Genomic DNA, 15,585 nt, shown 5'->3' with positions numbered 1-15,585 from the left:
CTCGCCCCGCCGCCCCCGCCGGCTCCGCGCATCGTGGGTGTGTGACCCGGGCCACCCGTCGCGCCGTGCCACGGATCGTGGGAGCATGACGGCGATGACCTCCGCCGCCTCGCCCGCCCGCACGTCGCCCGCGACGGACGACCGTCCGCACACCGACCCGGCGCTCCTGCCCGACCTCGACGAGGATCCGCGCTGCGAGTGTCCGCACACCGGGTCCGACACCCCGCACACCGCCGTCGACACCGGTCGCGACGCCCCGGTGCCGTGCGGCAGGGCGGCCGCGTGGCGGGTGACGACCGAGTGCGTCTGCGGCGGCGGCCACCCGCGCCGCGTGGAGCTGCTGTGCACGCGGTGCCTCAACAACCGCAGCAGCCAGCTCGGCCGCGAGCGCGTCACGGTGCGCGGGATCTGATCCGCGGCCACTGATCCGCGGCGCCGTGCGTCGCAGCCCCCGCGCGTCGCCGAACGGAGCCGCCCCGCTCCGGCGTCGCCCCGCTCGGGCGTCCCCTACGCGCCCAGGAACTCGCGCGCGGCGGCCGACATGGCCGTGACGCCGACCTCGATCGTGGGGTGGATCTCGGGGGCGAAGAACGGCGAGTGGTTGGTGGGGATGTCCTGCTCCAGGCGGCCGGCGGCGAGGGCCTCGGCGAACCGTGCGGGATCCACGCCACCCCAGAACCAGAACACGAGCGGCACGCCCGCGTCTCGCGCGAACCAGGAGACGTCCTCGCTGCCGGTGAACATGCCGGGGTCGATCACGGCGGTCTCGCCGAGCGCACGCTGGAGTGCCGTCGTGACGCGCTCGGTCGCCTCCTCGTCGTTGATCGTGGCGGGCAGGGTGTGGTCGGTGCGGATCTCGGGCTCCCGCTCGGCGCCGGATGCGGTGGCCTCGGCGCGCACGATGCGCTCCACGCTCGCGAGCACCTTCTCGCGCACCTGGTCGTTCGGGTAGCGGAGGCTGAGCTCGAGCTTCGCCTCGGCCGGGATGATGTTGTTCTTGAGGCCGGCGTGGATCGATCCGACCGTGACCACGGCCACCCCCTGCGGGTCGATCTCGCGTGACACGATGGTCTGCAGGCGCATCACCGTGGCGGCCGCCATCACGACGGGGTCGATCGTGGCGTGCGGCCGGGAGCCGTGGCCGCCGCGGCCGTGGAGGGTGACGGTGAGGCCGTCCGACGCGGCCATCTGCGTGCCGCTGCGCACCCCGATCACGCCCGCGGAGAGCGGGGTCACGTGCTGGCCGAGCACCACGTCGGGCTTCGGGTACCGCGCGAGCAGGCCGTCGTCGAGCATGGCCCTGGCGCCGGCACCGTATTCCTCCGCGGGCTGGATGAGCACCACGAGCGTGCCCGACCAGTCCTCGCGCTCCGCCACCAGCTTCTCGACCGCGCCGATCATCGCGGTCACGTGCATGTCGTGGCCGCACGCGTGCATGACGGGCACGGTGGTGCCGGACGGGTCGACGCCCTTGGCGGTGCTCGCGTACGCGCGGCCGGTCTGCTCCTCCACGGGCAGGGCGTCCATGTCGGCGCGCACCCACACCACGGGGCCGTCGCCGTTGCGCAGCACGCCGACGACGCCGGTCACGCCGACGCCCTCCTCCACGTCGAGCCCGAGGTCACGCAGATGCTGGGCGGCGATGCCCGCGGTGCGCGTCTCCTGGAACGAGAGCTCGGGGTGCTGATGGAGGTCGATGTAGAGCGCTTCGAGATCGATGGCCATGGGCCGAGCCTAGCCCGGGGTCAGGGCCGGGCGTAGGACTCGAGTTCCGGCCCGGGGTGGAGCACGCCGTTCACGATCGCGCGGATCGCGAAGGCGCTGGCGTCGGCCAGGTCGACCGCGTCCGGGTGCAGCAGCCACTGCAGCTGCAGGCCGTCCATCACGGCGAGGATCGCGGCCGACGCCGCCGCGATCGTGTCGGGCTCGGTCACGCCCTCCTGCGCGCAGAGCTCGCTGAAGGCGGCGGCGACCTCGCGGCGGAGGGTGGTGTAGCGGTCCTCGAAGTAGGGGCGGGAGGGGTGGTCGTCGGTCACCGATTCCGCCGAGAGCACGGTGTACGCCTGCACGATGCCTGGGCGCTTCTCGTTCGTGAGGGCCGTGCGCACGAGGTGCAGGAACAGCTCGGGGCCGTCGGGGATGTGCTTCTGGGCGAGCCCGGCGACGTCGTCCTGGTCGCGGTAGGCCAGCACCTCGAGCAGCAGCTTCTGCTTCGAGCCGAAGTGGTGGAGCACCCCGGCGTGCGTGATGCCGACCTGCTCGGCGACATCGGCGAGGGTGCCGTTGGTCGAGCCCTTGTTGCCGAAGATCTCGATGGCCGCCTTGAGGATCTGCTCGCGCTTCTCCCGCGTCGCCGGGCGCACCCGCACGGCGTGATCGCTCTCCGACATGCGTCGTCCTCTCCTCAACCGGCCCCGCTTGCCAACCAACTTACTCCTCGGTAACCTCACCTCAGCTTACTTTCTCGACAGTAAGCAAACCGCCGCCGCACAACGACCGTGCCCAAGGAGAAGCAATGAAGCTCAGAACGTCTCTGATCGCCGCCACCGCGATCACCGCACTCGGGGTCTCGGCCCTCGCCGGATGCTCGTCCGGAGGGTCGGACGACACCGCAGCCGGCGGCGCCGCCCTCACCATCGCCAAGCCGGACGGCGCCATCACCACCGAGTCGAACAACCCGTTCGTCGGCGACTCCGCCGCGTCGAAGTACGGCTACGCCAAGGTCGTGTTCGAGACCCTGGCCCTGGTGAACCAGACGGGAGACCGCGGTACCACGCCGTGGCTCGCCGAGAGCCTCGAGTGGAACGACGACTACACGCAGCTCACGGTCGTCCCCCGCGAGGGCGTCACCTGGAGCGACGGCGAGCCGTTCACCGCCGACGACATCGTCTTCTCCTTCGAGACCGCCTCGATCCCCGCGCTCGACACCGCCGGCCTCAAGTACGAGGGAGCCGAGGTCGACGGCGACACGGTCGTGCTGAGCTTCGGCGACTCCAAGTACGTCAACCAGGCGCGCGTGCTGCACGTGCCCATCGTCCCCAAGCACATCTGGGAGAAGTTCGACGACCCCGCCACCGACCCCGTCAAGGGCGACGACCTCGTCGGCACCGGCCCCTACGCGATGGCCAACTGGTCGACCGAGTCGGTCACGCTCGACGCCCGCGACGACTACTGGGGCGGCGACCTCGCCGTGCCCGAGCTGCACTACGTCTCCTACGGCGACAACACCGCCCTCACCACGGCTCTCGCCAATGGCGACGCCGACTGGGCCCAGGCGTTCATCCCGCAGATCGAGGAGCAGTTCCTCTCGGCCGACCCCGAGCACAACCAGTTCCTCGCCTCCCCGACCACCGGCTCCGCCACGCTGTTCATGAACCTGCAGCAGAAGCCGTTCGACGACCCGGCCTTCCGGCAGGCGCTCGCCTGGGTGATCGACCGCGACGCCTACGTCGACATCGCCCGCGAAGGCGCCAGTGAGCCCGTCTGGTCGGTCACCGGCCTGTCGTCGATCCTCGAGGACGAGATCCAGCCCGAGTTCCAGGGCGTGGACTACAAGGTCGACGCCGACAAGGCGCGCGACCTGCTCGAGACCGCCGGGTACACCTGGAAGGACGACGCCCTGATCGACCCGGACGGCACGCCCGTGTCGTTCACGCTCTCCGTCCCGTCCGGCTGGAGCGACTGGAACACCACACAGGAGCTCATCGCCGAAGACGTGAAGGACGGCATCGGCGCCGAGGTCAAGATCGACATGCCCGACTGGGGCGGCTGGGCCGACCCCCGCGACAACGGCACCTTCTCCGCGATCATCCACTGGCTGGAGGACAGCGGCACCGCCTACGGGCTGTACACCTCGACCATGGACCCGCGGTGGATCTCCCCCGAGGGCAAGGCCGGCTTCAACTTCGGCCGCTTCGACGACCCCGCGGCGACGACGGCGCTGAACACGTACGCGAACGCTTCGTCCGACGAGGAGCGCACCGCCGCGATCGACACGCTGCAGACGATCTTCTCGGAGCAGGTGCCGGCCATCCCGCTGGGCGCCCACCCGCTGCTGGGCGAGTTCAACACGCGCAACTACGTCGGCTGGCCATCGGAGACCGACACGTACGCGTCGGCCGACCCCACGCAGCCGAACATCGTGCAGATACTCACGAAGCTGAAGCCCGCCGAGTAGACCCGTCGTCTCGCTCCGACCGCTCAGGGACCGGTTCGCCCTCGGCGACCGGTTCCTGAGCGAGAAGCAGAGCGACGAGACGACGGACGCCTCCCACGAAGGACACCCCATGCCAGACCCCCTGCTCACCGTGCGCGACTTCTCGGTCGTGTACGACGTCGATCCGCCCGTCGCGGCGGTGAAGGACGTGACCCTCGAACTCCAGCGCGGCGAGATCCTCGGGCTCGCCGGGGAGAGCGGCTGCGGCAAGACCACGCTCGCCTACGGTGTGCAGCGGCTGCTGCGTGCTCCCGCCGTCATCACCGGAGGCAGTGTGACCTTCCACGATGCCTCCGGAGCGGACATCGACATCAACGCGCTCGATGTCGACGCGATGCAGCGATTCCGCTGGGACAAGGTGTCGATGGTGTTCCAGGGCGCGATGAACGCCCTCAACCCGGTCGCCACGGTCGGCTCGCAACTGGAGGACGTGTTCGAGATCCACCGTCCCGGCATGAACCGCCGCCAGCGCAGGGCCGAGGCGGAGGAGCTGCTCGAGATCGTGAAGGTCGGCCGCCAGCGCCACCGGTCCTTCCCGCACGAGCTGTCGGGCGGCATGCGCCAGCGCGTGATGATCGCGATGGCGCTCGCCCTGCGCCCGCAGCTGATGGTGATGGACGAGCCCACCACGGCGCTCGACGTGCTGGTGCAGCGCGAGATCCTGAAGCAGATCTCGCAGCTGCGGCGCGAGTTCGGGTTCTCGGTCGTCTTCATCACCCACGACCTGCCGCTGCTGCTCGAGATCAGCGACCGCATCGCGATCATGCGCGAGGGCGAGATCGTCGAGCTCGACACGGCCGAGCGCATCTGGAACGCGCCGCAGCACGAGTACACGCGGCGGCTGCTGTCGTCGTTCCCCCGGCTGACCGGCGAGAGAGGGGTGCTGGTGCGATGACCACGCTCGAGTTCCGACACGTCACCAAGAGCTACACCGTGCGCGGCGCCGGCCAGATCAAGGCCCTCGACGACGTGAGCTTCACCCTCGAGTCCGGACGCACGATCGGACTCGTCGGGCAGTCCGGCAGCGGCAAGTCCACGATCGCGAAGATCCTCACCCAGCTCGAGACCCCCACCAGCGGGGAGGTGCTGCTCGACGGCACCCCGATCCCGCGGCGCGGCAGGGGGCTGCGGAGCTACCGCCAGCAGCTGCGCATGGTGTTCCAGGATCCGTTCGCCTCGCTCAACCCCTCCCACTCCATCCGCTACCACCTGGAGCGGCCCATCCGCCTCGACGACGTCGTGCCGAAGAAGGACACCGATGCCGAGGTGCGGCGCCTGCTCGCGCGCGTGCGGCTCGACGCCGACGCCGTGATCGACCGCCGCCCGCACGAACTGTCGGGCGGCCAGCGGCAGCGTGTGGCCATCGCCCGCGCCCTCGCCTCCCGCCCGTCGCTGCTCGTGGCGGACGAGCCCGTGTCGATGCTCGACGTGTCGATCCGTCTCGGCGTGCTGAGCCTGCTCGCCGAGCTGCAGCGTGACGAGGGACTCGGCGTGCTCTACATCACGCACGACCTGGCCACCGCCCGCCACTTCAGCGACGAGATCATGGTGCTCAACCAGGGCCGCGTGGTCGAGTACGGCACCGCCGACGACGTCATCCTGAACCCGCAGGACCCCTACACCCGCGAGCTGCGCGCCGCCTCTCCCGACCCGGAGAAGCACTTCGCCGCCACCACGAACGGAGGTGCGCGGTGAGTACCGCCTTCCCCCAGCTGGACGACAACGACCTCGTCGCGCGCGACGCCCTCGAGGTCGGCACCACCGCGACGGCGGTCGACCGTGGCCGGCGTCGCGTGCCGTGGCGCTTCTTCGCCGGGCGCGCGGGCTTCTACCTCTTCACCCTGTGGGCGGCGATCACGATCAACTTCTTCCTGCCCCGGCTCATGAAGGGCGACGCGGTGAGCTCGTACCTCGCGCGCAACCCCAACGTGAGCCCGGAGGCCGCCGATGCCCTGCGCATCCTGCTCGGCATCGACTCCGACAAATCGGTGTGGCAGCAGTACGTCGAGTACTGGGGCATGCTGCTGCGCGGCGACTTGGGCATCTCCACGCTGCACGGTCTGCGTCCGGTCGCCGAGGTGCTCGCCTCCGCCCTCCCGTGGACGCTCGGGCTGGTCGGCATCGCGACGATCATCTCGTTCGCGATCGGCACGGTCGCCGGGGCCATCGTGGGGTGGAAGCGCGGCAGCAGGCTCGACGCGATCATCCCGGTGACCACCTTCTTCAACACGATCCCGTATTTCTGGCTCGGGCTCATCGCGATCGCCGTCTTCTCATCGACGCTCAAGTGGTTCCCGTCGTCGCACGCCTACGACAAGGGGCAGTCGCCGGAGTGGAGCCTGGACTTCATCGGGCAGGTGATCATGCACGGCACCCTGCCCGCGCTCACCATCGTGGTGGCCTCGCTGGGCGGCTGGGTGCTCGGCATGCGCAACATGATGCTGACCGTGCTCGACGACGACTACATCACGGTCGCGCAGGCGAAGGGCATGCCGAACCGGCGCGTGCTGTGGGCCTACGCCGCCCGCAACGCCGTGCTCCCGCAGATCCAGAGCTTCGCGCTGTCGATCGGCTTCATCGTGGGCGGCACCATCGTCATGGAGATGGTGTTCAGCTATCCCGGTGTCGGCAAGCTGCTGCTCGACGCCACCAACGCCAAGGACTTCGCGCTCATGCAGGGCGTGTTCCTGGTGATCACGCTGTCGGTGCTCGTGGCCAACATCCTCGCCGACGTGGTCTACGCCTACCTCGACCCGCGCACCCGCCAGACGGAGGCCTGACATGACCGTTCCCACCACCGCCGCAGGCACCGCCCCCGACGGCTCGCCTGTCGCCTCGGGCATGCCGGAGACCGCGACCCTGCGCACCGCGCCGTCGGGCGACCCGCACCGCGCGACGTTCCGGTCGCAGCTCGGCCAGGCGTTCGCGATGTTCCGCAACCCGAAGTCCCTGGCCGGGCTCATCATCCTCGGGATCTTCGTGCTCGTCGCGATCCTGGCACCGTGGATCGCCCCGTACGGACCCACCCAGAAGGACCGCACCGCGCTCCGCCAGCCGCCGTCGTGGGAGCACTGGCTCGGGACGACGCACATGGGGGAGGACGTGCTGAGCCAGATCATCTACGGCACGCGCGGGGTGATCGTCGTCGGCTTCCTCGCCGCGTTCATCGCCACCATCATCGCCATCACGGTCGGCGTGATCGCCGGGTACGTGCGCGGCTGGAAGAGCGAGTCGCTGTCGGCGCTGACCAACGTGTTCCTCGTGATCCCCGGCATCCCGCTGATCATCATCATCGCGTCGCAGTTCGACAACCCGCCGCTGATCGTGATCGCCGCCGTGCTCGGGCTCACCGGGTGGGCGTGGGGTGCGCGCGTGCTGCGGGCGCAGACCATGTCGCTGCGCAACCGCGACTTCATCCAGGCCGCCCGCGCCAACGGCGAGCCGCTGCGCCGCATCATCACGGTCGAGATGCTGCCGAACCTGATGGCGCTCATCGCGTCGAGCTTCGTCGGCACCGTGACCGCCGCGATCCTCGGCCTCACGACGCTCGCGTTCATCGGGGTGATCCCGGTGAGCAACCTCAACTGGGGCACGATCCTGTTCTGGGCGCAGCAGAACGGCGCCTTCCCCCGGTTGTGGTGGTGGTACGTGCCCGCGGGGCTCTGCATCGCGATCATCGGCGTGGCCCTGTCGCTGATCAACTTCGGGATCGACGAGTATGTGAACCCGCGGCTGCGTTCCGCCGGAGAGCGCGCACGGGCCATGAAGAAGAAGGGGCTCGACGTGAACGCGCCGGTCACGGCCGTGCGCTCCGTCCCCCTGCCGACGACCGACACCACCGATACGACGACACAGAACACGAAGTGATGACCTCTCTGCTCCCGACGACCACCCTTCCGTACCAGAACCCCTCCCTGCCGATCCCCGAGCGGGTCGCCGACCTCCTCTCCCGCATGAGCGTGGAGGAGAAGGTCGGGCAGATGCTGCAGCTCGACGCCCGCGACGATCTCGACGACCACGTGCTGCGGCGTCACGTCGGCTCGATCCTGCACACGTCTCCCGAGCGCATCGTGCGGGCGAACGAGCTCACGGCGCAGACCCGCCTGCGCATCCCCCTGCTCGTGGGCGAGGACTGCATCCACGGCCACTCGTTCTGGCCGGGTGCGACGATCTACCCCACCCAGCTGGGCATGGCCGCGACGTGGGACGCCGGGCTGCTGGAGCGCGTCGCGCGGGCCACCGCGGAGGAGGTCGCGGTCACCGGCATCCACTGGACCTTCTCTCCCGTGCTGTGCATCGCGCGCGACCTGCGGTGGGGCCGGATCAACGAGACGTTCGGCGAGGACCCGTTCCTGATCGGCGAGCTCGCGAGCGCCATGGTGCGCGGCTACCAGGGCGACGGGCTCGACGACCCGACCGCGATCCTCGCGACCGCCAAGCACTTCGCGGGGTACTCCGAGACGCAGGGCGGACGGGATGCGAGCGAGGCCGACATCTCGCGCCGCAAGCTGCGCTCCTGGTTCCTGCCGCCGTTCGAGCGCGTGGCCCGCGAGGGCTGCCGCACGTTCATGCTCGGCTACCAGACCACCGACGGCGTGCCGATCACCCTGAACGACTGGCTGCTCAGCGACGTACTGCGCGACGAGTGGGGCTACACCGGCACCCTCATCACCGACTGGGACAACGTCGGGCGCATGGTGTGGGAGCAGCGCATCCAGCCCGACCTGACCCAGGCGGCCGCGGCCGCGGTGCGCGCGGGCAACGACATGGTCATGACCACGCCCGGGTTCTTCGAGGGCGCGCTCGACGCGGTGGCGCAGGGGCTGCTGCCCGACGACGCGTTCGACGACGCGGTCGCCCGCATCCTCACGCTCAAGTTCGAACTCGGGCTGTTCGAGGATCCGCGACTGCCGCGCGCAGACCTGTCGTCCGTGGTGGGCAGCGCCGCGCACGCCGAGCTGAACCTGGAGACGGCGCGACGCTCCCTCGTGCTGCTGGAGAACGACGGCGTGCTGCCGCTCGACCCCGCCGCCCCGCTGCGCATCGCCGTGACGGGACCCCTGGCCGACGACGCACAGACGCAGCTGGGCGACTGGGCGGGAGGTTCGGGTCAGGCGGGGTGGCTCGACGGGCAGCCGCGCGACATGATCACGACCGTGCTCGACGGGCTGCGCGCGGCGGACGGCTGGCGGGTGACACACACGCGCGGCGCCGACATCCTCACCCTCGAGGACGACCCGCGGGGCACGCACTTCCCCGACAAGCAGCCGCGGCCGCCGGTGGTGCGGCCGTGTGCGCCCGACGCGGCGCTGATCGCGGAGGCCGTGGCCGACGCCGAGGCCGCCGACGTCGTGGTCGCGGTGGTCGGCGACCGGATCGAGCTCGTGGGTGAGGGCCGCTCGACGGCCACGCTCGAGCTCATCGGCGGCCAGAACGCGCTGCTGGACGCGCTGATCGACACCGGCACGCCGGTCGTGATCGTGCTGCTCGCGTCGAAGCCGCTCGTGCTCCCGGCGTCGGCGCAGCGCGCGGCGGCCGTGATCTGGGCGGCCAACCCCGGGATGCAGGGTGGTCGCGCGCTGGCCGAGGTCATGGCGGGCCTGGCCGAGCCGTCCGGCCGGCTGCCGATCTCGTTCGCGCGCCACGTGGGACAGCAGCCGACCTACTACAACCAGATCCGCGGACAGCACGGCGACCGGTACGCCGACCTCACGCAGTCGCCCGCCTGGGCGTTCGGCGAGGGGCGCTCGTACACCACGGTCGAGTACTCCGACCTGGAGCTGGAGGCGGAGGCTCTCACCCCGGACGACACGGTCGTGGGTCACGTGACCGTGACGAACACGGGAGCCCGGCCCGCGCGCGAGACCGTGCAGGTGTACGTGCGCGACGAGGTCACGAGCGTGAGCTGGACCGACCGGGAGCTCAAGGCGTACCGCCAGGTGGACGTGGTGCCGGGGGAGTCGGTGCGGGTGCGGGTGGAGGTGCCCGCCGCCGAGTGCACGATCGTCGATGCTGCGGGTGTGCGCCGGGTGGAGCCCGGCGCGTTCACGCTGCTGGTCGGTCCGAGCTCGCGCGAGGAGGTGCTGCGGGCGGCGGGGTTCCGCATCGGCTGAGGCGGTGGGGCGGAGGGTGGACGGACGAGTTCGCTCGATTTGAGCTCAAGCGCGCTTGAGGTCTTACGGTGGAAGGGTGACCCGGAAGTTCCCCGCATGACCATCGACCCCCGCCCCCACCCCGCCGCCCCCGTCCCGTCCGCCGTCGGCGAGGGACTCAAGGCCGCGTTCCGCGCGCACCCCGCCGGTGTCGCGATCATCACGGCTCAGGGCCCCGACGGACCGGTGGGCCTCACCGCCTCCAGCGTGTCGTCCGTGGCGGTCGATCCCGCCGCGATCATGTTCTCCGTCACGCGGGCGACCGGGAGCGCCGGGGCGATCCTGTCCGCGCCGAGCTTCGTGGTGCACCTGATCGACGACGAGCACTCCGACCTCGCGCAGAGCTTCGCCGTGAGCGGTGCCGAGCGGTTCACGTCGCAGCAGGGCTGGTCGACGCTGCCGACCGGCGAGCCGCACCTCCCGGAGGCGAGGGTCGCGCTGCGCTGCCGCCCGCTGCACACCGTGCCCGTCGGCTCCTCGACGGTCGTGATCGCGGAGGTTCTGGAGGTGCTGCCGGGGCGACCCGCCCGCCCGCTGGTGTACGTGGACCGCCGGTTCCACGCCCTGCCGCACGTCCCCGCCGTCTGACCCCGACCGCCCGGCGGCGGTCCGGCCTGCCGTCAGGCGAGCGAGAGGAACAGCTTCTCGAGTTCGGGCAGGGAGACGCCGTCCTCCTCTTCCGGGCCGTCGAGGCAGTCCCTCATCGCGGTGGCGATGATCTGGAAGCCCGCCTTGTCGAGCGCGGAGGTGACGGCGGAGAGCTGCGTGACGACCGCTCGGCAGTCGCTGCCAGCCTCGACGGCCGCGATCACGGCGCCGAGCTGACCCTGCGCGCGCTTGAGGCGGTTGGCGATCTTGCGTTGCGTCTCGGCATCGGTGGTGGACATGGCGGCTCCCTGATCGTCGGCTGAGAACTCCATTATACCCCCGGGGGTATAGTGATGGATACCCACCGGGGTATTGAGAGGAGTCACCCATGTGCCGAGCCGTCCGTTGCCGAACCTGCGGAAAGACCACCTGGGCGGGATGTGGTCAGCACGTCGACGCCGTCCGCCAGACCGTACCGAGGTCGGACTGGTGCGGCGGACACGCCGACGAGCAGCCCACCGGCGGCTTCCTGTCGCGGTTGTTCGGCCGATGAGTGCCGCGCCCCTCACGGTCGTGATCGTCGGCGGGGTCGCGGGCGGGATGTCCGCCGCCACCCGACTGCGCCGACTGGATGAGTCCGCGCACATCGTCGTCTTCGAGCGCGGGCCGGAGGTGTCATACGCCAACTGCGGCCTCCCGTACTACGTGGGCGGGGTGATCCAGGACCGCGAGGCGCTGCTGCTGCAGGCCCCCGAGTCGCTGCACCGCCGCTTCCGGCTCGACGTGCGCGTGCGCCACGAGGTCGTGCACATCGACACCGACCGCCGCGTCGTCGAGGTCGAAGGGCCCGACGGGCAGCGGATGCTCCAGCCGTACGATCGCCTCGTGCTCGCCACCGGAGCTCGCCCGCGCCGCGACGAGCCCGACGCGGGACCGCCCGTGCGCAGCCTGCGCACGGTCGACGATGCCGACGCGATCCACGCCGCGGCACGACCCGGGCTGCCCGTGGTCGTGGTCGGCGGCGGTTACACGGGGCTGGAGGCCGTCGAGAACCTCGTCGCCCGTGGCGCCGCGGTCACGCTCGTGCAGCGCGGGCCCCAGCTGCTCTCCCCGCTCGACCCCGAGATGGTCGCACCGCTCGCCGAGGAGCTGCGGGTGCGCGGGGTGGACGTACGGCTCGGCGTCGAGATCACCGCGTCCGCGCCGGGTGCCGTGACCCTGAGCGACGGGACCGTCGTGGCCGCCGAGTTCGTGGTGGACGCGTCGGGAGTGGTGCCCGAGGTCGGGCTCGCGCGGGACGCGGGCATCCGGATCGGCGAGACGGGCGGGATCGCGGTGGACGACGCCTGCCGCACCAGCGCCCCCGACGTGTTCGCGGTGGGCGACGGTGTCGAGAAGAGCGACCTGGTGGGCGGCGGCCCCGCACTCATCACGATGGCGGGACTCGCGAATCGGCACGGCCGGATGGTGGCCGACCTCATCGCGGGCCGGGTCGAGGCTGCGTCACCGGCCGTCGGCACCGGCATCGTGGGCGTGTTCGGGCTCGCGCTCGCCAAGACCGGCTGGAGCGAACGGCAGCTCCGCGCCGCCGGTCGTGAGTTCTACGTCGTGCACGTGCACCCGGGCTCGCACGCGGGCTACTACCCCGGTGCGGAGACGCTGTCGATGAAGCTCCTGGCCGACCCGGCGAGCGACCGCATCCTCGGCGCGCAGGTGGTGGGTCGCGACGGGGTCGACAAGCGCATCGACGTGATCGCCACCGCGATGCAGGCGGGCGTCACGGCCGCGGGGCTCGCTCGGCTCGAGCTCGCCTATGCGCCGCAGTTCGGCTCGGCGAAGGACCCGGTCAACATGCTCGGCTACGTGGCCGAGAACACGCGCACCGGCACCACCCCCACCGTGCAGTGGCACGGGCTCGACGACGCCGTGCGCGCGGGGGCCGTGCTCATCGATGTGCGCTCCCCCGCGGAGCACGCGGCCGGCGCGATCCCCGGCGCGCTCAACGTCCCGCTGGACGAGTTGCGCGACCGCCTCGACGAGCTGCCGGCGGGGCCGCTGGTCGTCCACTGCCAGGTGGGGCTCCGCGGTCACATCGCGACGCGGCTGCTGCGGCAGCACGGACGCGACGTGCGCAACCTCGACGGCGGCTACCGCACCTGGCATGACGGCACGGTGCGGTAGCGCGCCGCAGTCGCGGAGGCCTCAGTCGCTGGCGAGCTTCGCGGCGAACTCCCGTTCCACGTCGACGTAGTGGTCGTCGGCCACGTCGTAGACCACCTGGTGGATCTCGCCGCCCGTGAAGGCGAAGCGGTTGGGGTAGGCGGTGGTCACGGTGTCGCCCGAGTCGTAGCCGACGCTCAGTCCCTCGCCCGTGAGGGCGTAGCGGCCGAGCTGGGTGCGGATCGGGATCGACTCGACGGCCTCGTCGTCGACGTAGAGCGTGAGCGTGCCGAGCGCTTCGCCGTGGTCGCCGCTGCCCTCCTTCTCGAAGCCGACGCCGACGATGTGGCGGCCCTCGGTCGGCGCGGCGGTGCCGACCCGCTGCTCGGGCGGGATGCCGAGGAAGTTGTACACGAACGACAGCGTGCCGTCCTGCACGTACAGGCTGTAGCCGCCGAAGCGCGAGCCCTGGGCGACGATCACGCCCTCGGTCGCCGCGGTGAAGTCGACGTCGGCGAGGATCTTGAACGACACCTGCTGCGTGCGCGCGGCGAGCTGCTCCTGCACCTCGGTCGTCTCCGGGTAGTACGTGAAGCGGCCGTCCGCGGGCACCGGCAGGTGGTACTCGTACTTGATGAAGTCGGCGACGCCCAGGTCGTTCAGGGGCAGCACGTCGTACTTCTTCGCCTCTTCGAGCCAGAGCTCCGTGAGCTCCTTCAGCTTCTCGGGGTGCTGGTCGGCGAGATCGACGGCCTCCGCCCGGTCCTCGTCGACGTGGAACAGCTGCCAGCGGTCCTCGTCGAAGTGCCCCAGGCCGATCGGGACGGGACCGTGCTCGGCGACGGCCTTCCACCCCTTGCTCCAGATGCCGCGGGTGCCGAGCATCTCGTAGTACTGCGTCTGCTTGGTGGTGGGGGCGTCGGCGGCGTCGAAGGAGTAGTTCATCGGCACGCCGGGCATCGGCGTCTGCTCCACGCCGTCCACGACGGTCGGCGCCTCGACGCCGCACGCCTCCAGGATCGTCGGCACGATGTCGGTGCAGTGGTGGTACTGGCTGCGCACCTCGCCGCGCGCCGTGATCCCCGCGGGCCAGTGGATGATCAGCGGGTCGGCCGAGCCGCCCGCGTAGGAGTAGCGCTTGAACATGCGGAACGGCGTGGAGAACGCCATCGCCCAGCCGGTCGGGTAGTGGTTGTAGGCGTCGGGCCCGCCGAGCTTGTCGATCATCGTCAGGTTGCGCGCGACGTCTTCGGGGTAGCCGTTGAAGAACAGGTTCTCGTTGATCGAGCCGTTCGGGCTGCCCTCGCCGGAGGCGCCGTTGTCCGCGGCGTAGATGATGAGCGTGTTGTCGAGCTGTCCCGACTTCTCCAGGTGCTCGATGATGCGGCCGACCTGCGCATCGGTGTATTCGCTGAACCCCGCGTACACCTCCGCGGTCCGCGAGAACAGCGCCTTCTCCCCGTCGGTGAGCTCCGCCCACGGACGCACGCTGTCGACCTCGGCGAACGTGCCGGGCGTCATCGGGTTCATGTCGGTCAGCTGCGTGCCCTCCGGCAGGATGCCGCGCTCGATCATGCGCGGCAGCACCCACTCGCGGTACGCCTCGTAGCCGTCGTCGAACATGCCCCGGTACTTGTCGATGTACTCCTGCGGGGCGTGGTGCGGGGCGTGGTTCGCGCCGGGGCAGAACCACAGGTACCACGGCTTGTCCGGGTTCGACTGCTTCGTGTCGCGCAGCATCCGGATCGCCTGATCCGCGAGGTCCTTGGACAGGTGATACCCGTCCTCGGGCTGGGAGGGCTGGTCGATGTAGTGGTTGTCGACGGCCAGATCGGGGTACCACTGGTTGGTCTCGCCGCCGATGAAGCCGTAGAACCGGTCGAAGCCGTGCCCGAGCGGCCATTCGCTGCGGTCCGAGCCGCTGGAGATCGCGTTGATCGGCACGTTGTGGTTCTTGCCGACCCAGTACGTGGACCAGCCGTTGTCGCGGAGGATGCGCGCGAGCGGCGCGTTCGACTTCGGGATGTGCCCGTTGTAGCCAGGGAACCCCGTTGAGGTCTCGGAGATCGTGGCGTAGCCGTTCTGGTGGTGCGTGCGTCCGGTGAGGAACGTCGACCGGGTGGGCGAGCACAGGGCGGTCGTGTGCCACTGCGAATAGGTGAGGCCGTTGTCGGCGAGGCGCTGGAGCGTGGGCATGTGGATGCGCCCGCCGTACGGCTCCCACGCCGCGAGACCCGTGTCGTCGAACAGGATCACCAGCACGTTCGGCGCACCCTCCGGCGCCTTGGTGAGCTCGTACGCCCCCCAGTCAGGCGTCGAGTCGCGGATGTCGAGTTCGATCTTCCCCTGGAACTCCCGAGCCATGATGTCTCCCTCCGGTCGAAACACGTGTCTGCTCGGCACGGTATCGAGGGCGCAAAGGGGGGGACAGGTGGCTCTCGCAGGATCACCAGGGTGATTCCCGCGGGG

14 protein-coding genes are annotated in these 15,585 nt (G+C 70.6%); 10 read left to right on the top strand and 4 right to left on the bottom strand.

What is annotated here, in order from left to right; all coding sequences use genetic code 11:
- The first annotated feature begins 85 nt into the window (after nt 1-85).
- The gene (locus DW299_RS06830; RefSeq protein WP_136036138.1) at nt 86-412 is read left to right on the top strand and encodes a hypothetical protein; all 327 of its coding nucleotides are present in this window, start codon (nt 86-88) and stop codon (nt 410-412) included.
- Nucleotides 413-507: 95 nt separating this feature from the next.
- Here the strand turns inward: DW299_RS06830 and DW299_RS06825 are convergent, their stop codons facing one another.
- Both DW299_RS06825 and DW299_RS06820 read right to left on the bottom strand, forming a co-directional pair.
- On the bottom strand, nt 508-1,725 hold the full coding sequence (locus tag DW299_RS06825; RefSeq protein WP_136036137.1) for an amidohydrolase: 1,218 nt from the start codon (nt 1,723-1,725) through the stop codon (nt 508-510).
- A gap of 20 nt (nt 1,726-1,745) precedes the next feature.
- A complete protein-coding gene (locus DW299_RS06820; RefSeq protein WP_136036136.1) occupies nt 1,746-2,390 on the bottom strand; it encodes a TetR/AcrR family transcriptional regulator in 645 nt (214 codons plus the stop codon).
- A gap of 125 nt (nt 2,391-2,515) precedes the next feature.
- Here DW299_RS06820 and DW299_RS06815 point away from each other — a divergent pair, with 125 nt between their 5' ends.
- The 7 genes from DW299_RS06815 to DW299_RS06785 all read left to right on the top strand — a co-directional run bounded on the left by DW299_RS06815 (nt 2,516) and on the right by DW299_RS06785 (nt 10,956).
- The gene (locus DW299_RS06815; protein WP_136036135.1) at nt 2,516-4,177 is read left to right on the top strand and encodes an ABC transporter substrate-binding protein; all 1,662 of its coding nucleotides are present in this window, start codon (nt 2,516-2,518) and stop codon (nt 4,175-4,177) included.
- Between the two features lie 109 nt (nt 4,178-4,286).
- Complete coding sequence (locus DW299_RS06810; protein ID WP_136036134.1) at nt 4,287-5,111, top strand: ABC transporter ATP-binding protein; 825 nt, start codon at nt 4,287-4,289, stop codon at nt 5,109-5,111.
- Nucleotides 5,108-5,911, top strand: a complete 804-nt coding sequence (locus DW299_RS06805) for an ABC transporter ATP-binding protein (protein WP_136036133.1) — start codon at nt 5,108-5,110, stop codon at nt 5,909-5,911. The genes DW299_RS06810 and DW299_RS06805 overlap by 4 nt, the downstream gene beginning before the upstream one ends.
- A complete protein-coding gene (locus DW299_RS06800; RefSeq protein ID WP_136036132.1) occupies nt 5,908-6,996 on the top strand; it encodes an ABC transporter permease in 1,089 nt (362 codons plus the stop codon). The genes DW299_RS06805 and DW299_RS06800 overlap by 4 nt, the downstream gene beginning before the upstream one ends.
- A gap of 1 nt (nt 6,997) precedes the next feature.
- Nucleotides 6,998-8,083, top strand: coding sequence for an ABC transporter permease (locus DW299_RS06795; RefSeq protein WP_205814343.1), 1,086 nt, complete (start codon nt 6,998-7,000; stop codon nt 8,081-8,083).
- Entirely contained in the window at nt 8,083-10,329 is a 2,247-nt protein-coding gene (locus DW299_RS06790) for an exo-beta-d-1,3/1,6-glucosidase (protein ID WP_136036131.1), read from the top strand. The genes DW299_RS06795 and DW299_RS06790 overlap by 1 nt, the downstream gene beginning before the upstream one ends.
- A gap of 96 nt (nt 10,330-10,425) precedes the next feature.
- Nucleotides 10,426-10,956, top strand: coding sequence for a flavin reductase family protein (locus DW299_RS06785; RefSeq protein ID WP_136036130.1), 531 nt, complete (start codon nt 10,426-10,428; stop codon nt 10,954-10,956).
- A 32-nt stretch (nt 10,957-10,988) separates the two neighbouring features.
- Here DW299_RS06785 and DW299_RS06780 read toward each other — a convergent pair whose 3' ends face one another.
- Complete coding sequence (locus tag DW299_RS06780) at nt 10,989-11,255, bottom strand: metal-sensitive transcriptional regulator (protein ID WP_136036129.1); 267 nt, start codon at nt 11,253-11,255, stop codon at nt 10,989-10,991.
- An 89-nt stretch (nt 11,256-11,344) separates the two neighbouring features.
- On the opposite strand from DW299_RS06780, the gene DW299_RS19730 reads away from it, so the two are divergent.
- Nucleotides 11,345-11,509, top strand: a complete 165-nt coding sequence (locus DW299_RS19730; RefSeq protein WP_504919221.1) for a DUF8730 family Cys-rich protein — start codon at nt 11,345-11,347, stop codon at nt 11,507-11,509.
- Nucleotides 11,506-13,137 carry an FAD-dependent oxidoreductase gene (locus tag DW299_RS06775; RefSeq protein WP_136036128.1) on the top strand — a complete coding sequence of 544 codons (1,632 nt, stop codon included), beginning with the start codon at nt 11,506-11,508 and terminating at the stop codon, nt 13,135-13,137. Before DW299_RS19730 ends, DW299_RS06775 begins: the two co-directional genes overlap by 4 nt.
- A 21-nt stretch (nt 13,138-13,158) precedes the next feature.
- Here the strand turns inward: DW299_RS06775 and DW299_RS06770 are convergent, their stop codons facing one another.
- Nucleotides 13,159-15,480, bottom strand: a complete 2,322-nt coding sequence (locus DW299_RS06770; RefSeq protein WP_136036127.1) for an arylsulfatase — start codon at nt 15,478-15,480, stop codon at nt 13,159-13,161.
- Nucleotides 15,481-15,585 lie beyond the last annotated feature (105 nt).

It is taken from the genome of Microbacterium sp. K35, assembly GCF_004794375.1.
GTDB lineage: Bacteria > Actinomycetota > Actinomycetes > Actinomycetales > Microbacteriaceae > Microbacterium > Microbacterium sufflavum.
The sequence above is the reverse complement of the archived record's forward strand: the minus strand, read 5'-3'. Positions and strand labels throughout refer to the sequence as shown.

Coding starts and splice junctions, on each gene's coding strand:
- DW299_RS06830 (WP_136036138.1), top strand. CDS start 86: ATGACGGCGATGACCTCCGCCGCCTCGCCCGCCCGCACGTCGCCCGCG.
- DW299_RS06825 (WP_136036137.1), bottom strand. CDS start 1,725: ATGGCCATCGATCTCGAAGCGCTCTACATCGACCTCCATCAGCACCCC.
- DW299_RS06820 (WP_136036136.1), bottom strand. CDS start 2,390: ATGTCGGAGAGCGATCACGCCGTGCGGGTGCGCCCGGCGACGCGGGAG.
- DW299_RS06815 (WP_136036135.1), top strand. CDS start 2,516: ATGAAGCTCAGAACGTCTCTGATCGCCGCCACCGCGATCACCGCACTC.
- DW299_RS06810 (WP_136036134.1), top strand. CDS start 4,287: ATGCCAGACCCCCTGCTCACCGTGCGCGACTTCTCGGTCGTGTACGAC.
- DW299_RS06805 (WP_136036133.1), top strand. CDS start 5,108: ATGACCACGCTCGAGTTCCGACACGTCACCAAGAGCTACACCGTGCGC.
- DW299_RS06795 (WP_205814343.1), top strand. CDS start 6,998: ATGACCGTTCCCACCACCGCCGCAGGCACCGCCCCCGACGGCTCGCCT.
- DW299_RS06790 (WP_136036131.1), top strand. CDS start 8,083: ATGACCTCTCTGCTCCCGACGACCACCCTTCCGTACCAGAACCCCTCC.
- DW299_RS06785 (WP_136036130.1), top strand. CDS start 10,426: ATGACCATCGACCCCCGCCCCCACCCCGCCGCCCCCGTCCCGTCCGCC.
- DW299_RS06780 (WP_136036129.1), bottom strand. CDS start 11,255: ATGTCCACCACCGATGCCGAGACGCAACGCAAGATCGCCAACCGCCTC.
- DW299_RS19730 (WP_504919221.1), top strand. CDS start 11,345: ATGTGCCGAGCCGTCCGTTGCCGAACCTGCGGAAAGACCACCTGGGCG.
- DW299_RS06775 (WP_136036128.1), top strand. CDS start 11,506: ATGAGTGCCGCGCCCCTCACGGTCGTGATCGTCGGCGGGGTCGCGGGC.
- DW299_RS06770 (WP_136036127.1), bottom strand. CDS start 15,480: ATGGCTCGGGAGTTCCAGGGGAAGATCGAACTCGACATCCGCGACTCG.